Raw genomic sequence first — 16,102 nt, 5'->3', positions numbered from 1 at the left:
GAAAACCGCTTCACCCTTTTCGGGATGCGCTTCGATAGTTTACCTACAAAAGAGTAGGCCGCGGTAATCCGCGGCCTGACTTTCTAAGGATTACAGGCCCAGTTCCGACTTAACGGCTGGCAGACCTTCCTTGCCGTCAACGGTGGTCACACCGTCAAGCCACTTGTCGAGCACAGCAGGATTTGCCTTGAGCCAGGCAGTTGCGGCCTTTGCCGGATCTTCGCCATCGTCGAGAATCTTGCCCATGATCTCGTTTTCCATTTCAAGCTGGAACTCAAGATTGGTCAGGAACTTGCCGACATTCGTGCATTCCTGCGTATAGCCAGCACGGACATTGGTTTCGACCTTGGCGCCACCAAGGTTTGGTCCGAAGAAGTCGTCGCCGCCGGTCAGATAAGCGATCTCAAAGCGCTTGTTCATCGGATGCGGTTCCCAGGCGAGGAAGACGACCGGGTCTTTGCTTTTGATGCTGCGGGCGACCTGCGCCAGCATTCCCTGTTCAGACGATTCTGCCAGTTCGAACGACTTGAGGCCGAACGCATCCTTGCTGATCATGTCGAGAATCAGACGATTGCCGTCATTGCCCGGTTCAATGCCGTAAATCTTGCCGCCGAGCTTGTCCTTGAAAGTGGCGATGTCTTTGAAGTCCTTCAGGCCTTCGTCATAGGCATATTTCGGCACGGCGAGGGTGTATTTTGCGCCCGTCAGGTTGGTGCGGAGGGTTTCGACGCTCTTGTCATCCAGATAAGGCTTGAGATCAGCGCTCATCGATGGGTTCCAATAGCCGAGGAAAACGTCAATGTCCTTCTTGCTGAGCGACGCATAGGTCACCGGCACGGAAAGAACCTTGATGTCGGTCTTGTAGCCAAGGCCCTTGAGGATCTCGGTGGCTACTGCCGTGGTGGAGGTGATGTCGGTCCAGCCCACATCGGAAAAGCGGACAGTCGAGCAGCTTGCAGGCTCCGCAGCCGAGGCGGTTGCGGGCAGCGCAAAGATCGCTGTCGTGATGGCTAACATACTCAAGGCATATTTGAGCGTAGGCGTCGAAGTGGACTTCATTTTTCTCTCCATTAACCGGGCCGCTTTAACGGTTGATTGTTTTTCCGGTTCCGGCTTTTAGCAAACACCAAAGATTTCGCCGATCAAGTACCATTGCGGCGAAAATATTTCTGATTGCGACTTTGGGGTGTGTTGTACTCGTTTTTCTGGACCGTCAGACAAAAGGTTCTGCAGATAAAGCGTTAAAAGCCGAAGCAGTGCGAAGTGGCGCCATGTTACGCACAGCCCGTCTTGTTTCAACCCATGAAGGCTTGAAAACACCCAATAAAGTCCGAACCTGTCTGGTTGATGGTTGTCGAAAAGCCTGACGCACTCTATTTGAGAAGTGTGAAACTTATCAGCATATGCTGCTTGGTAATCGGCGATTTTCCGGGTCTGTGATCCGGATGGGTAAAAGTGTCGGAGAGCCTGCAATTGCAGGTAACAGGAAGGATTCGTTACAGTGTGGAATGCAGTTCGGGGCGTTTTCTCCTTCCTTGGTCGTTTTATCGCGGCATTGGCTCGCGTGATTGCAGTGCCACTCGGCGGTCTGTGGGGACTTTTTCTCAAGTTGGGAAATTTGTGGAAAGTTGCGATTGCGGTGATCGTGATCGGACTTGGCGGCCTTTATGTCTATTTTATCTGGCAAACGCAGGTCTGGACCAACTTCAATCCTGATTATCCAGCCAAGTATAGCTACCAGAATGCTGTGACGCCTGGTGAAGTGGTGCAGACGACACCTCAGCCCCTGACTTCAACACCAGAGTCTGGAACGCCGGAGCCTGCAACCTCAACGCCTTCCGAAAACAGTGCGAGCGGGACAGACACCACGCCTGCAACGGATGATGGTGACACGTCAACGCAGACACCGCCCATGCAGGCAGCGCAAATTCCGTCGACTGCGCGCAAGTGTTCGCCTTCCGCGATTGCTGAAGTCGCCGCTGATCTTACCGATTTCAATGTGAACCAGAACGCGTGGATTTCTTCCATGCTGCTCTACAAGGTTGGCTTCTTCGGTGTTGATTGGGATCGAACGCCTTTCCTCGACAACAAGGCGTCGTTCCAGCGCGGTATCAATGCAGCTGTGCGCCGCACGGCAATCGAACTGGTGGACAATATCGGCCGTCTGCGCGGCACCTCGCAAATTGATGGCGACCTGCAGAAAGCACGCGGCAATCTGCAGTTTGCAGAAGACGCCTGGTATTTTGGCCTGAGCCCGTTTGGTCCAAAGACCCCGACGCCGAGCTATTATCGTTCGGCGATCAAGGATCTGCGCTCGTTCAACACCCGTCTTGAAAACTGTCAGGCAACCTTTGATGCACGCGCAGACAATCTGATCCAGTTTGTTGATCGTATTGCGAGCGATCTGGGTTCGACCTCTGCAATCCTCAAGGATCGTGCCGAAAACTATCATGCTGGCTGGTTCGATACGCGTGCCGATGATCGCTTCTGGTTCGCCTATGGCCAGCTCTATGCCTATTACGGCCTGCTGCGTGCGTCGCATTCGGATTTCCGTAATGTATTGGCGGAAAAGCATCTTGATGGCGTTTGGGACGAAATGGAGCGACAGCTGCGCTCGGCGCTCGATATGCAGCCATTTATCGTTTCCAATGGTAGCCCGGATGCTTGGTTTACACCGTCGCATCTGACGACCATGGGCTTTTACATCCTGCGCGTTCGCTCCAATCTGGTGGACGTGAAGCAGGTTCTGGAGCGCTAATTTCTAATGGAACTGCCATCACTATTGCGTCAGGCTGTGGACGCGTCGCTTGAAGGGGTTGCTCTGGCTGACCTCAAGCGTGCGTCTGAGGTTCTTTCGCGGCGCTATCGCGCGGAAACGCGCGATGGTCGTCTGCATATTTCGGATGAACTCGCCGCAAAAGCCTATCTGGCTGCGCGACTGCCTGCGACCTATGCGGCTGTGCGCGCAAGCCTTGAGAGTGTTGCGGAAATGTGCCCGGATTTTACCCCTGCCACCATGCTTGATGTTGGCTGTGGACCAGGGACCGCACTCTGGGCCGCACGCGGATGCTGGTCTGACTTGCAATCAGCCACGATGATCGAAGCAAGCCCGGCAATCCGTGCTGTGGGAAGCAAGCTTGCAGAAAATGTTGGGCTTCAAACCGAGTGGCGTGCAGGCGATCTGGTTAAGGAAAAGATCGATTTTCCGAAAGCCGATCTCGTGACGATCGCCTATGTTCTGGATGAACTCGCTCCCCTTGATCGCAAAGCACTTGTCGAGCGGTTATGGGCCTCGGCTCGCCATCTGTTTGTGATTGTGGAGCCGGGAACACCTGCCGGTTGGCAACGCATTCTTGATGCACGGGCCGCACTGATTGCGCAAGGTGCGCATATCGCAGCGCCATGCACGCATCAGCACGACTGTCCGTTGATTGCACCTGACTGGTGCCATTTTTCGCGCCGTGTTGCCCGGTCCCGTATCCATCGCCTGACGAAGGATGCTGAAGTGCCGTGGGAAGACGAGAAGTTCATCTATCTGGCTGCAACGCGTGATCCGTCGATGAGTGCCACGGCGCGTGTGATTGCGCCTACGCGCGTTGGCGGCGGCAAGGTTTCACTTAAGCTCTGCAACGATGATGGCAGCGCCGAAGAGCGTCTTGTCACCAAGCGGGATGGCGAGTTTTTCCGTTGGGCGCGTCGTGCCGATTGGGGCGACGCAGCACTGGGAAACTAAGCGATGAAGATCAGTCTCGTGCAGCTGCGTTTGCTTGAAGCGGTAGCCGAAACCGGCAGTGTCGGTGCCGCAGCGCGCAAGCTTGGCCTCACCCAGTCGGGTGCAAGTCAGGCGCTGGCGACATTGGAGAAAATCCTCGGGCTGGATCTGCTTGCGCGCAAACGCGACGGTGCGATGCTGACTGCTTTCGCACAGACCATTCTCGATGATGCACGCAGCGCTTTATCGGCGGTTGATCGGATCGAAGCGCGGGCACGCAAGATGGTCACGAATGCGCCCGACAAGTTGCGTGTGGCGGCTATTCCCAGCCAGCTCGAATATGTGGTGCCGGAGCTGCGCAAAAACTTTTTGCGGCTTCATCCGCGTGTTGAGTTCAGCACCTTTGAAGGTGGTCATGACGATGTGAGCCTTTGGGTCAGCGAAGGAATTGCCGATCTGGGCATTACCTCATTACCGACTTCCGGCCTTGAAGCAGACGAAGTCGGGCAGGAAGAGCTGGTCGTCGTGGGGCGTCGTGACGATCCGTTCATGCGCCGCGATCTCATCTCTCCCGGTGATTTGCGTGATCGACAGCTGATTGCGGCTGCAGGCTGTGAGCTGATTATCGACCGCATCATTCATGCAGACGGCGGCGCACGCAGCGAGCAGGTCAGAACGCGAGACGTTGCGACCGTGCTTGAAATGGTACGCCATGGGATCGGCTTGACGCTGTTATCGGAAATCAGCCTTCCGGGGTCCAATCTGCACGATCTCAGGGCGATCAAGCTGGATCCACCGACATTCAGAACCGTTTATATCGTCTATCGTGCAGATAGTCCGGTCAGGCATTTGATTGACAGTTTCTGCGCGATTGCCAAACAAGCAAATGTCAAAGCGGCATAAGAATTTCTAATATCTGATATCTGATTTATCCGTGCCGTATGCATTCATGGTTTCTGTAATAGTCGCCCGACTATTCACGAAGCAGAGCACAGCAAATATGACGGCGACCACCGATACGACCATTCCCGTTTCAACCTCCGACACAGTGAAAGGCCTTGTTTGGGGCCTCTCAGGAGTTCTCGTTTGGTCTGGCTCATTCGTTTTGACCCGCTTTGGATTCAAGACGGCGCTCATGCCTTCCGACATCATCGCATTGCGATTTGGGGTGGCTGGACTGGTTCTGCTGCCGGTTGTATTCGCCAAAGGGTTTGGCTTCCGGCAATTGGGGCTGCTTGGCTTCGTGCTGCTCGCATCTGGTGCCGGATTTCCCTATGCGCTTCTGACGGTTTATGGGCTGCAATTCGCGCCTGCATCGCACGCGGCAGCGCTTATTCCCGGCCTGATGACAGCACTTGTTGCGGTCCTTGGCGTGTTGCTGCTTCAGGAGCGATTGGCGCTGTCGCGCTGGGTCGGGGTGATACTGATCCTGATCGGTAGTGGCTTGATCGCTGGCCTGTCACAACTTGGCGGGCAGGAGATGATGGGTCATCTCTCGTTTTTTGCAGCTGCGCTGGTTTGGTCGATCTACGTGATGGTCTTTCGCCGGAAAGGCATGGACGGCCTTCATGCCACTGCGATTGCAGCGGTTGCCTCTGCACTGGTGTTTCTGCCGATTTACATCCTGTTGCTCGACAAAGGCATCGGACAGACTTCGTGGGGTGATATTGCCTTGCAGGGCTTTTATCAGGGTGTGCTGACGTCGGCTTTCGGTGTTTTTGCCTTTAATCGTGCTGTTGTGCTGTTGGGAACAGCCGCAGGAGCGGCCTTATCCGCACTCATACCGGTTGCGACACTGGTTTTGGGGCTCTTGCTGCTTGGTGAGGTGCCGGGATGGACCGACACCGCTGCTGCCCTTCTGATCAGCTTGGGTGTGCTGGCGCTGAACAGAAAGGGCAGGAAGCGTTGAGTATTATGATGCCTGCAAAGCGGGTCTTGGAGCTGGCCTGCTGATGATGAACACCATGGCGGCTGCAGCGAAACACATCGCCCCTGCCAGAATGAGGGCAGGTGTATAGCTGTCATAATCGGTGCGGACGAAGCCTGCAAAAGCTGCGGCTGCAGCTGCACCCACCTGATGGCCGGTGAATACCCATCCGAACACCATGCCAGCCTTTTCCGGACCAAAACGTTCTGCGGCAAGCTTGACCGTTGGCGGTACGGTTGCAACCCAATCGAGACCATAGAAGACGGCAAAGAGTGCCAGTTCATAGAGCGTGAAATCGGTAAAGGTCAGGTAGATCAGTGACAAGCCGCGCAGGCTGTAGAACCAGAACAGCAGCCAGCGGTTGTCAAAACGGTCGGAAAGCCAGCCGGCGCCGATGGTGCCGATCAAATCGAAAGCACCGATGACGGCCAGAATGCCTGCTGCACCCACAGGTACGATGCCGAAATCGCCGCACAATGCGATCCAATGGGTCTGGATCAGACCGTTGGTGGAAAAGCCGCAGACGAAGAAGGTGACGAACAGCACCCAGAAGGTTGATGTGGACGATACTTCGCGCAAGGTAATCAGCGGGGAAGCGAGCAGCGAAGCAAAGCTTTTCTTAGGCTCTGGGGCAGGGAGAGGGGCGGTTCGGCCATAAGGCTTCAGCCCGATATCTGCGGGATGATCGCGCATCAGGGCAAGCACCAGCACGAGTGCTGCGATAAGAAAGCCGACGACAATGGTTAGCGACGTGCGCCAGCCGATATTCTGGCTCACACTGGCGAGGATCGGCATGAAAACAAGTTGGCCGGTTGCATTGCTGGCTGTCATGAGGCCAACCACGAGACCCCGGCGCTTTTCAAACCAGCGAGCAGCAACAGTCGCACCCAGGACAAGTGCGGTCATGCCGGTGCCAAGGCCGATAACGATGCCCCAAAGGCCGACCATCTGCCATTCTTCAGTCATGAAGATCGAGCCGACCAGTCCGCAGGCGATCATGACGAGTGCTGCGGACACAACGCGTCGCAGGCCAAACTGGTTCATCAAAGCAGCAGCAAAAGGCCCCATCAAACCAAACAGCACCAGACGCAGCGCCATGGCGAAGGAAATATTGGCATTGGTCCAGCCGAATTCCTTCTGCAATGGCTCGATCAGGATGCCCGCCGAGCCCATGGCTGCAGCGGTTGCAAGCATGGTCAGAAACGTGATGGCAGCAACAACCCATCCATAGTGGATGTTTCGCTTTTGAAGAAAGCTTGCAAGGCTGGCAGAAATCATCTTCGGCGCTTTCGGAGACTGGCTGATTTTTGAACAGCCGCAAAGTTGAAGGTCAACCCAGTTCGCCAGTTACAGGCTCAATGGGTTTTGGTCATTGTTTTCAGTCAAAGGCGCGGAGAAGGGTAAGCAATTGCTCCACGCCTTCGCTGCCAAGTTTTGCTTCTATTTCATCTTGTGCCTGATCCCAGAGCGGCCCACCGCGTTCGACAAGGTCACGGCCTGTCGACGTCAAAGCGATGTGCGTCTCACGATGATCTTCGCCCGGTGTCTGTTCGATAAGGTCCATACGCTGCAACACCTTCGCATTGCGGCCCATGGTTGATCGATCAAGGTCGGCAAGCCGGGCAAGCTCGGTCAATGAGATGGATTGCGCACGCGCAATTTTTCGCAGCAGACTGAACTGCGCGACATTGATGCCGAGCGGCGCCAGCGCCCTGTCGTAAACGCTGGATGATTTTCTCGCGGCCTGCCGCAGAAGGATGCAGAAACAAGGATTAGACATAATGCGGGTATATACCCGTAAATAATTATTGGCAAGCCTGTATCGGCAATAAGCCAATCTATATTGTCATCACGCTGGCAATAAATTCAGGTCGATAGCCGACGATAGCGACGTCACACAGCGATGTGTGACGTTTCCTTGACCTCTTCCATTACGGCGTAGGTGTGGGATTCCCTTACGCCAGGCAGGGATAGAAGTGCTTCCGAGAGAAAACGGCGATAGTGATCCATATCGGAGACGCGTGCCTTGATCAAATAATCGAAGCCGCCTGCAACCATATGACATTCGAGAATATCGGGATTGCCGCGCGTGAAGGCGGAGAAGGTTTCAAAGACCTCTGGCGTGGTGCGATCAAGCTTGATTTCAATGAAAACCAGCATGGACCGATCAAGCATCTTTGGCGACAGATGGGCAGAGTAGCCGAGAATATAGCCTTCGCGGGTGAGGCGTTTGACGCGTTCTGCGGTGGCTGTCTGAGACAGATTAATACGATCGGCAAGTTCAGTATTGGTCAGTCGCCCGTTCTCTTGAAGGGCGTGCAGAATACTCCTGTCCATTACATCAAGATTCTTCATTGGTGTCCCCACTCGACCGCCTGCGATGGCGGCTTTTTATTGTTAGTTTATAAATGATTTGCTTGCGAAATGAATCCGAAATCCGTCTCGCACGCAAGGCAAAATTTTTGAAACATACTTAAATTACAGCTGCATTACACGGTTTGGTAGAAGGCTACGACGATAGACTTGACAGTTGCGGAAATGTGCAATCCATAGTAGTAAATAGGTGTACTTAAAGTGATATTGCACGCATAGAGTTAAGACTTTTGGCAGGTGTTATACCCACGGCGGGCCGGAAAAGGTACTCCAACCTTTAGTCAATTTGTCCTTATCAAGGACTAGGGAGAATCCGGACTATTTAAAGCAGTCCGGATTTTCTTTTTGTGCGGGATGATACATTCTAGAAATTTTGCGCCGCTGAAACACGTCAATTCTGACAGGTCGACATCAGTGATTTGAAGCTTTGAATTTTCCAGTTGCAAGCGATGCGAGGGAAGGCTAACAGTATCGCCATGAACATTTCGCGCATTGACACAAAAATCTGGTGGTGGGCTCGCTAAAAGCGGCCACGCAGGCGTTTGTGCATTTGCGTTTTAGTTAAGGCCGCTGGGATTATCCGGGCGGCCTTTTTGTTTGGCTGTTTGAATAATGCCACCGCATGTTGCCCAAGAGCGGAAACCGGTTTTGGGCTAAGACATACGAGAATAAAAAGCCGAAGCACGATGCGCTTTGGTTGAGGGGCCTGAGCTTTGGAAGTGCTCGATAACGAATAACACTTGGGAATTGCCAGTCATGAATGCGAAGATTGCGGATAGCGAGATATTCACGCACGAGACAGCGGGCGGCATTGTTGTCGAACGTGTGCGCCATTTGACTGCTTATAAGGGAGCTATCGAGACTTATATCGATGCTCTCAATGAGCGGCGAGGCGCGGTCTTTTCTTCCAACTACGAATATCCCGGCCGCTACACGCGATGGGACACGGCAATTGTCGATCCGCCAGTCGTGATTACCTCCCGCAATCGCCAGATGCGCATTGAAGCGCTGAACAAGCGCGGAACGATCCTGCTGCGCCCGATCCTCAAGACGGTTCAGGCGCTTGCCGAAGTGAAGGTCGATAAGGCCAGTGAAGATCTTATCGAGCTGACGATTGCTGAACCGACCGGCACATTCACCGAAGAAGAACGCTCGCGTATGCCTTCGGTCTTCACTGTATTGCGCGCGATTGTGGGCCTTTTCTTCTCTGAGGAAGATGCAAATCTCGGCCTTTACGGTGCGTTTGGCTATGATCTGGCATTCCAGTTCGATCCAATTCAGTACAAGTTGAAGCGCCCGGATGATCAGCGTGATCTGGTGCTTTTCATCCCGGACGAAATTTTTGTGGCCGACCACTATTCGGCGCGCGCATGGGTGGATCGCTACGAATTTGTCTGCGGCGGCTCTTCAACGCATGATCTTGCACGGGCGACACCGGTGCAGCCATTCAAGCCCGCAGAGCGCGATCTGCCGCGTGGCGATCATAATCCGGGCGAATATGCCAAGCTGGTCGAACGCGCGAAGGAAAGCTTCAAGCGCGGCGATCTGTTTGAAGTCGTGCCGGGGCAGACTTTCTATGAGCGCTGCCACACGGCCCCTTCGGAAATCTTCCGTCGCCTGAAGTCGATCAATCCATCGCCTTATTCGTTCTTCATCAATCTTGGAGAGAACGAGTATCTGGTGGGCGCTTCGCCGGAAATGTTCGTGCGCGTCAATGGCCGTCGCATCGAGACCTGCCCGATTTCCGGCACCATCAAGCGAGGTGAAGATGCAATTTCGGATTCGGAACAGATTCTGAAACTGCTCAATTCCAAGAAAGACGAGTCCGAGCTGACCATGTGTTCGGACGTTGATCGCAATGACAAAAGCCGGGTTTGTGAGCCAGGTTCGGTGCGGGTGATCGGTCGTCGTCAGATCGAGATGTACTCGCGTCTGATCCACACTGTTGACCATATCGAAGGCCGTCTGCGTGACGGTATGGATGCCTTTGACGGCTTCCTCAGTCATGCATGGGCTGTAACCGTAACCGGTGCGCCAAAACTTTGGGCCATGCGCTTTCTCGAAGAAAACGAGCGTAGCCCACGCGCATGGTATGGCGGTGCCATCGGCATGATGCACTTCAACGGCGACATGAACACCGGGCTTACGCTGCGCACGATCCGCGTTAAGGATGGTGTGGCACAGATCCGCGCCGGTGCGACGCTGCTGTTTGATTCCAATCCTGAAGAGGAGGAAGCAGAAACCGAACTGAAGGCATCCGCGATGATCGCTGCTGTGCGTGAAGCACAGAAGAGCAATCAGGTTGCTGAAGAACGTGTTGCTGCAAAGGTGGGCGAGGGGATTTCGATCCTGCTGGTCGATCACGAAGACTCCTTCGTGCACACGCTCGCCAATTACTTCCGCCAGACGGGTGCTACGGTTTCTACGGTACGCTCGCCGGTCGCCGAGGAAGTGTTCGACCGCATTAATCCTGATCTTGTTGTGCTGTCGCCCGGACCGGGTACACCGCAGGACTTCGATTGCAAGGCGACCATCGACAAGGCGCGTAAGCGTCAGCTGCCGATCTTCGGTGTCTGCCTTGGGCTTCAAGCTTTGGCAGAAGCCTATGGCGGCACGCTGCGTCAGCTGCGCATTCCGATGCATGGCAAGCCCTCGCGTATCCGGGTTTCAAAGCCTGAACGCATCTTCTCGGGCCTGCCGAAGGAAGTAACGGTTGGCCGCTATCACTCGATCTTTGCTGATCCTGAACGTCTGCCGGATGATTTTCTGGTCACGGCGGAGACAGAGGACGGCGTCATCATGGCTTTTGAACATAAAAAAGAGCCTGTGGCAGCCGTTCAGTTCCACCCCGAATCCATCATGACGCTTGGTCATAATGCGGGGATGCGAATGATCGAAAATGTCGTGGTGCATTTTGCAGCAAAGCACAAAGCGCGTCGCAGCAATTACTAGAGCATTTCCTGTTTTGATTGAGTCATTGGAAATGCTCTATCTATTTTTTGCGCGCATCTTGTTCCGAAAACCGCTTCGCACTTTTCGGGATGCGCTCTAATCGATTTCCTCAGTTGCAAAACAATGAGCCGGTCGTGGTGAAAACCGCGGCCGGTTTTTTCGTTTATGGCCTTATAAAATCATGGTTTTTCAGAGCTGCTTTGGCGAACCATTTGCAACTGTAATGCATTGCATTCGCAAGAGAAAATTAAATGCGCGAAGTAAAAAAACAGGGTTTCGAAATTTGGATTTTATGGGCTATAGAACGGCTATCGAAATGCTGCTTACCGGCCACGCCGGAGTGAATGCGCAATAGGCTTCTTGTTAGCCTGAACCCGCCTGTCGGGATAAGAATTAAAGTATCTGAAGGTTTGTGATGGACGCGAGTGTAAAAGTTCGGCGGCTCGCCGCTTGGTCGATTCCTGTTGCGCTGGGCGTAATGGGGCTGAAATATCTGGCCTATGCAGTGACCGGCTCCGTGGCACTCTATTCGGATGCTCTGGAATCCATCGTCAATGTGATTGCGGCACTTGGCGCCTGGTGGGCGATCAGTGTCAGCTATAAGCCAGCGGATGAAAACCACCCGTTTGGCCATCATAAAGCAGAGTATATTTCGGCAGTTGTCGAAGGCGTACTGATTACGATTGCGGCGCTTTTGATTGCAAAAGAAGCATGGTCTGCGCTTGAGAATCCGCGTCAGCTTGATGAGCCGTGGCTGGGTCTTGCGATCAATACGGGCGCTGCTGTGATAAATGCTTTCTGGGCCATGCTGCTTATTCGCACGGGTCGCAGTGCGCGTTCGCCAGCGCTGGAAGCAGATGGTCAGCATATTATGACTGACGTGTTTACATCGGTCGGTGTTCTGGTTGGTCTGGTTGGAGCCGTCATAACAGGCTGGGCGATCCTCGATCCGCTGCTTGCCATTCTGGTTGCTATCAACATTCTCTGGCAGGGGTGGGGCGTTATCAATAAATCCGTACAGGGCTTGATGGATATCGGTGTCGAACCCTCTGAGGAAATGCGGATTCGCGACGTTATTTCAGCAAATGCCGGTGGCGCGATTGAGGTTCATGATCTCAAGACCCGCATTGCAGGCCGTGTAACTTTCATCGAGTTTCATCTGGTTGTGGCTGCCGAAATGAGCGTGGGCGACGCGCATGTCATATGCGACCGAATCGAAGACGCACTGAAGACGCAGATCGAAAGCGCGCGTGTTGTGATCCATGTTGAGCCGGAAGATGAGGCAAAACTGCCGATTGGCACGAGTTCAGTGCCTTTCGCCTAGAGCGCGTTTCGATCTGATTTTATCAGATCGGCGCTCTAATCTTTATATTTGATGCGCATCCTATCCGAAAACCGCTACGCACTTTTCGGGGTGCGCATGAAACAAATAGCGGCTTGCGCGTTTTGAACCTCGAGTGTAAAAGCGTTTCCATGGTTATGAAGAACGCAACATCTATGGAACATTCGAGCGCCGCTTCCAGCGCGCGCGTGAACGTTTGCGTTCTAAACTCGCTTCTTACCCTCGGCCTTAGCGGCGATCGTCGGGCTCGTTGAAAGGAGCGTCCGGCGGTCGATTGAAGTCCCGCTGACGCATGCTCCTTTCTCAAAATCCAAATTTGAATTTTAAGACGAGATATCCGTGTCGTTACAGCAGTACAGAACTGCTTAGTACGCCGGGAGGATGAGATGACCATGAATCAGAACGTAAACACGCCGAATTCCGCTGCTAAGCATAAAGGTATGCCAGACGCGGCCGTGAAATATTCGCCGTTTCCTTACCCAAAACTCGACGACCGCACTTGGCCTGCAAAGCGCATCGAAAAGGCGCCGATCTGGTGTTCGGTCGATTTGCGCGACGGTAATCAGGCACTGATCGACCCAATGGGCCACGACCGTAAGGAACGCATGTTCCGCTTGCTGGTCGATATGGGTTTCCCTGAAATTGAAATCGGCTTTCCATCGGCTTCGCAGACAGATTTCGACTTCTGCCGTTGGGCAATCGAGCAGGGCGACACGCCTGACGAAGTTGATCTGCAGGTGCTGGTGCAGTGCCGTCCTGAATTGATCACGCGTACGTTTGAAGCGCTGGAAGGTGCTAAGACGCCAATCATCCACTTCTACAATTCGACCAGTGAATTGCAGCGCCGCGTTGTTTTCAACAAGGACGTTAAGGGCATCAAGCAGATTGCGACCGATGCCGCAAAGATGATCATGGACATGGCTTCCAAGGCAGGTGGTGGTTATCGTTTCCAGTATTCGCCAGAAAGCTTCACCGGCACCGAGCTGGAAGTGGCGCTGGAAATCTGCAATGCGGTGACGGAAATCGTCAAGCCGACAGCAGAGCACAAGCTGATCCTCAACCTGCCATCCACTGTCGAAATGAACACGCCAAATGTTTACGCCGACCAGATAGAATGGATGTGCCGCAATCTCGACAATCGCGAAAACCTGATCATTTCGCTGCACCCGCACAATGATCGTGGAACGGGCATCGCTGCAACGGAACTCGGCCTGATGGCGGGGGCTGATCGCGTTGAAGGCACGCTGTTCGGCAATGGCGAACGCACCGGCAATGTTGATGTGGTGACGCTGGCGCTCAACATGTACACGCAGGGCATTGATCCAGAGCTGGATTGCACGGACATCAATCGCATGAAGGATGTCTACGAATATTCAAACCAGCTGAAGATTGCCGAGCGTCATCCCTATGTGGGCGAGCTGGTCTATACGGCTTTCTCGGGTTCGCATCAGGATGCGATCAACAAGGGTATGAAGGTTCGCAAGACCGCCAATTCGCCGGTCTGGGAAGTGCCTTATCTGCCAATCGATCCACAGGATGTTGGCCGTTCCTATGAAGCGATCATCCGCATTAATTCGCAGTCTGGTAAGGGCGGTATCGCCTATATTCTGCAGGCTGATTACGGTTTGAACCTGCCGCGCAATCTGCAGGTCGAGTTCCGCGAAATCATCCAGAACATCACGGATGATGAAGGCAAGGAACTGCCATCAAAGCGCATTCATGAAGAGTTCCAGAAGCTCTATGTCGAACAGGCAGAAGGCCGCATCAAGTTCGTGGATCACCACACCTATCCAGATCCTGAACAGAAGGGTCGTCGTATTCTGACCGCTGAAATCACCGATAACGGCGTGACCAAGAATATCGAAGGCAAGGGTACAGGCCCGATTGATGGCTTCATCGATGCGCTGTCGAAATATCTGGGCGTGAAGATGTCGGTTATCGATTACTCCGAGCATTCGCTAAAGCAAGGTTCGGACGCGGCTGCTATTTCCTATGTTGAAGTTGCATACCCGGACGGCAAATTGTTCGGCGCCGGTATCAACGACAACATCGTGAGCGCCTCGCTCGAAGCAATTGTTTCGGCAGCCAATCGCGTAATCGGAAAATAATACGGGCAATTTATTCTATTAAAGGCGGCGCTATGCGTCGCCTTTAATTTACGTATCTATTATATGTGCCTTTATGTTTATTTATAGTTTGGGATTGTCATCATATATTCATATTTATAAATATAAGGCCCAGTGAATTATTTTATTTATTGGGTATGTTTATGAAGAATATTCTAATGTTAGTAGTATTTTTATCTGTTGTTGCCGGTTGTGCATCGCGCTCCAGTAGTATTTCGGCGAGTTATGTATCTCCTTCGGCATACAGCTCGCTTTCATGTGCCGCTCTGAAAGAAGAGGCCGTGCGTGTTTCATATAGTGCAGCCGCGGCTTCAGGGCGCCAAGATTCAGCGGCGACTGGAGACGCAGTAAAAACAGGGGTTGGTCTTGTCCTGTTCTGGCCCGTACTTTTCTTCAATGAAGGTAATGGTGCAAAAGCCGCCGATGTTGCCCGCTTGAAAGGTGAAATGCAGGCATTGGAGGTCGCTGGAGCCCAGAAGAGCTGCAATATCACGTTTCGCTCTCGCTGAACTTTAATGATGTAATGAGTGGTTTGAATTTAGCGTTTGATATCGTCGGTTGAAACACTGCGTCAGACGTTACAGCGGTTCCAGTTAAGACTAAATCGTTGGAGCCGCTGTAACTATTTGTTTTACGCATTATCCGACGCAAAACCGGTTCCCACTTTTGCTGGAAATGCTATAAATGCGAAACATCCATTAATCGTAGTGTTGAACTATGGAATTTTCAGCTCTTGCCGGCTGAGCTCGATTATTCTTTCGCTTTCATCTTCAATGCCGTGCTGTTCCCACTGGCATAGCCATCCGCCTTCCGGTTTCCGGTCGATGTTGAAGATGTTGTAGCGTGCAGGCGGCTTATGCCCGCCGAAATTCTGGCTGGCAGATGGCACGCAGATAACCGGAACTTTTCCGTTCAGCCCGTCAATATCATAGCGCGTTGCCAGATGCGTGTGGCCATGAATGACCAGCTCGGCACCATGCTTGCGAATAACTTTCTGAAATCTGCGAATACCGTACAGCCGCTTATGCGTGGGTGTAGCGCCATGTATTGGCGGATGATGGATCATCACAACGCGGAAAAGTCCGCGTGCGCCAGCTTCATCAAGCGCGTTGGCCAGGCGCTTGGCCTGTGCGGATTTAAAGTCACCACTGGCCATGAAGGGAGCCGTCGCGCGTGCAGACGAGACGCCGATTATCGCTACCGGCCCGCGTTCGCGCATATAAGGAAACTGAGGCCGCTTGCCTTCATTGTTGACGCCATCGCCACGCATCCATGGCTCCCATTTGCGGCAGGATTTATCCAGCGCACCGGGAACATAGGCATCGTGATTGCCGGGAACGACAGATACGTTATCTGGATTGCCAAGCTTCAACAGCCAGTCATGGGCGATGTCGATTTCCAGATTGAGGGCAAGGTTCACCAGATCGCCAGTCACTGAGATATGATCAGGCTTTTGTGCCAGCATGTCGGCAATCAGACTGTCAAGCACTGTGCCGTGCATGGCGTTTTTACGATTACGCAGCCAGTTGATGTAACCTGTGATACGTTTCGACGCCAATTCGCGATAGCGAATGCGGGGCAGAGGTGACAGGTGGATGTCGGAAATATGGGCGAGGCGAAACATATAGTCGGTGTACTGTATTATTTTTTAAATCGAAACCGTGTTTAGC

The 16,102-nt window shown here is 53.3% G+C and carries 13 protein-coding genes; 8 read left to right on the top strand and 5 right to left on the bottom strand.

Features of this window, described 5'->3' with window-relative positions; all coding sequences use genetic code 11:
- Positions 1 to 90: 90 nt before the first annotated feature.
- The gene (locus KMS41_07840; GenBank protein QWK77020.1) at positions 91 to 1,071 is read right to left on the bottom strand and encodes a choline ABC transporter substrate-binding protein; all 981 of its coding nucleotides are present in this window, start codon (positions 1,069 to 1,071) and stop codon (positions 91 to 93) included.
- Positions 1,072 to 1,501: 430 nt separating this feature from the next.
- On the opposite strand from KMS41_07840, the gene KMS41_07835 reads away from it, so the two are divergent.
- The 4 genes from KMS41_07835 to KMS41_07820 all read left to right on the top strand — a co-directional run bounded on the left by KMS41_07835 (position 1,502) and on the right by KMS41_07820 (position 5,621).
- Complete coding sequence (locus KMS41_07835; GenBank protein ID QWK77019.1) at positions 1,502 to 2,758, top strand: DUF2333 family protein; 1,257 nt, start codon at positions 1,502 to 1,504, stop codon at positions 2,756 to 2,758.
- Between the two features lie 6 nt (positions 2,759 to 2,764).
- Positions 2,765 to 3,733 carry a methyltransferase type 11 gene (locus KMS41_07830; GenBank protein QWK77018.1) on the top strand — a complete coding sequence of 323 codons (969 nt, stop codon included), beginning with the start codon at positions 2,765 to 2,767 and terminating at the stop codon, positions 3,731 to 3,733.
- A gap of 3 nt (positions 3,734 to 3,736) precedes the next feature.
- On the top strand, positions 3,737 to 4,615 hold the full coding sequence (locus tag KMS41_07825) for a LysR family transcriptional regulator (GenBank protein ID QWK77017.1): 879 nt from the start codon (positions 3,737 to 3,739) through the stop codon (positions 4,613 to 4,615).
- Between the two features lie 97 nt (positions 4,616 to 4,712).
- Positions 4,713 to 5,621: a DMT family transporter gene (locus tag KMS41_07820; protein ID QWK77016.1), complete on the top strand. Its 909-nt coding sequence runs from the start codon at positions 4,713 to 4,715 to the stop codon at positions 5,619 to 5,621.
- A 3-nt stretch (positions 5,622 to 5,624) separates the two neighbouring features.
- Here the strand turns inward: KMS41_07820 and KMS41_07815 are convergent, their stop codons facing one another.
- From KMS41_07815 to KMS41_07805, 3 genes are all read right to left on the bottom strand, one after another.
- Positions 5,625 to 6,917 (bottom strand): MFS transporter, encoded by a 1,293-nt coding sequence (locus KMS41_07815; protein ID QWK77015.1) that lies wholly within the window; start codon positions 6,915 to 6,917, stop codon positions 5,625 to 5,627.
- A gap of 100 nt (positions 6,918 to 7,017) precedes the next feature.
- Complete coding sequence (locus KMS41_07810; GenBank protein QWK77014.1) at positions 7,018 to 7,419, bottom strand: MarR family winged helix-turn-helix transcriptional regulator; 402 nt, start codon at positions 7,417 to 7,419, stop codon at positions 7,018 to 7,020.
- Positions 7,420 to 7,532: 113 nt separating this feature from the next.
- The gene (locus KMS41_07805) at positions 7,533 to 7,994 is read right to left on the bottom strand and encodes an Lrp/AsnC ligand binding domain-containing protein (protein QWK77013.1); all 462 of its coding nucleotides are present in this window, start codon (positions 7,992 to 7,994) and stop codon (positions 7,533 to 7,535) included.
- A gap of 774 nt (positions 7,995 to 8,768) precedes the next feature.
- Here KMS41_07805 and KMS41_07800 point away from each other — a divergent pair.
- The 4 genes from KMS41_07800 to KMS41_07785 all read left to right on the top strand — a co-directional run bounded on the left by KMS41_07800 (position 8,769) and on the right by KMS41_07785 (position 14,941).
- On the top strand, positions 8,769 to 10,964 hold the full coding sequence (locus tag KMS41_07800) for an anthranilate synthase component I (protein QWK77012.1): 2,196 nt from the start codon (positions 8,769 to 8,771) through the stop codon (positions 10,962 to 10,964).
- Between the two features lie 415 nt (positions 10,965 to 11,379).
- Positions 11,380 to 12,288 carry a cation diffusion facilitator family transporter gene (locus KMS41_07795; GenBank protein QWK77011.1) on the top strand — a complete coding sequence of 303 codons (909 nt, stop codon included), beginning with the start codon at positions 11,380 to 11,382 and terminating at the stop codon, positions 12,286 to 12,288.
- Between the two features lie 410 nt (positions 12,289 to 12,698).
- Positions 12,699 to 14,414 carry a 2-isopropylmalate synthase gene (leuA, locus tag KMS41_07790; protein QWK78812.1) on the top strand — a complete coding sequence of 572 codons (1,716 nt, stop codon included), beginning with the start codon at positions 12,699 to 12,701 and terminating at the stop codon, positions 14,412 to 14,414.
- Between the two features lie 161 nt (positions 14,415 to 14,575).
- Complete coding sequence (locus KMS41_07785) at positions 14,576 to 14,941, top strand: hypothetical protein (GenBank protein QWK77010.1); 366 nt, start codon at positions 14,576 to 14,578, stop codon at positions 14,939 to 14,941.
- 206 nt (positions 14,942 to 15,147) lie between these two features.
- Here the strand turns inward: KMS41_07785 and KMS41_07780 are convergent, their stop codons facing one another.
- Entirely contained in the window at positions 15,148 to 16,056 is a 909-nt protein-coding gene (locus KMS41_07780; GenBank protein QWK77009.1) for a metallophosphoesterase, read from the bottom strand.
- Positions 16,057 to 16,102: the final 46 nt, after the last annotated feature.

The organism is Ochrobactrum sp. BTU1 (genome assembly GCA_018798825.1).
Classification (GTDB): Bacteria; Pseudomonadota; Alphaproteobacteria; order Rhizobiales; family Rhizobiaceae; genus Brucella.
This window is presented reverse-complemented; position numbering and strand designations above follow the sequence as displayed.

Bases quoted from the DNA above. Each gene is read 5' to 3' on its own strand.
- KMS41_07840 (QWK77020.1), bottom strand. From the start codon at position 1,071: ATGGAGAGAAAAATGAAGTCCACTTCGACGCCTACGCTCAAATATGCC.
- KMS41_07830 (QWK77018.1), top strand. From the start codon at position 2,765: ATGGAACTGCCATCACTATTGCGTCAGGCTGTGGACGCGTCGCTTGAA.
- KMS41_07825 (QWK77017.1), top strand. From the start codon at position 3,737: ATGAAGATCAGTCTCGTGCAGCTGCGTTTGCTTGAAGCGGTAGCCGAA.
- KMS41_07820 (QWK77016.1), top strand. From the start codon at position 4,713: ATGACGGCGACCACCGATACGACCATTCCCGTTTCAACCTCCGACACA.
- KMS41_07815 (QWK77015.1), bottom strand. From the start codon at position 6,917: ATGATTTCTGCCAGCCTTGCAAGCTTTCTTCAAAAGCGAAACATCCAC.
- KMS41_07810 (QWK77014.1), bottom strand. From the start codon at position 7,419: ATGTCTAATCCTTGTTTCTGCATCCTTCTGCGGCAGGCCGCGAGAAAA.
- KMS41_07805 (QWK77013.1), bottom strand. From the start codon at position 7,994: ATGAAGAATCTTGATGTAATGGACAGGAGTATTCTGCACGCCCTTCAA.
- KMS41_07800 (QWK77012.1), top strand. From the start codon at position 8,769: ATGAATGCGAAGATTGCGGATAGCGAGATATTCACGCACGAGACAGCG.
- KMS41_07795 (QWK77011.1), top strand. From the start codon at position 11,380: ATGGACGCGAGTGTAAAAGTTCGGCGGCTCGCCGCTTGGTCGATTCCT.
- leuA (QWK78812.1), top strand. From the start codon at position 12,699: ATGAATCAGAACGTAAACACGCCGAATTCCGCTGCTAAGCATAAAGGT.
- KMS41_07785 (QWK77010.1), top strand. From the start codon at position 14,576: ATGAAGAATATTCTAATGTTAGTAGTATTTTTATCTGTTGTTGCCGGT.
- KMS41_07780 (QWK77009.1), bottom strand. From the start codon at position 16,056: ATGTTTCGCCTCGCCCATATTTCCGACATCCACCTGTCACCTCTGCCC.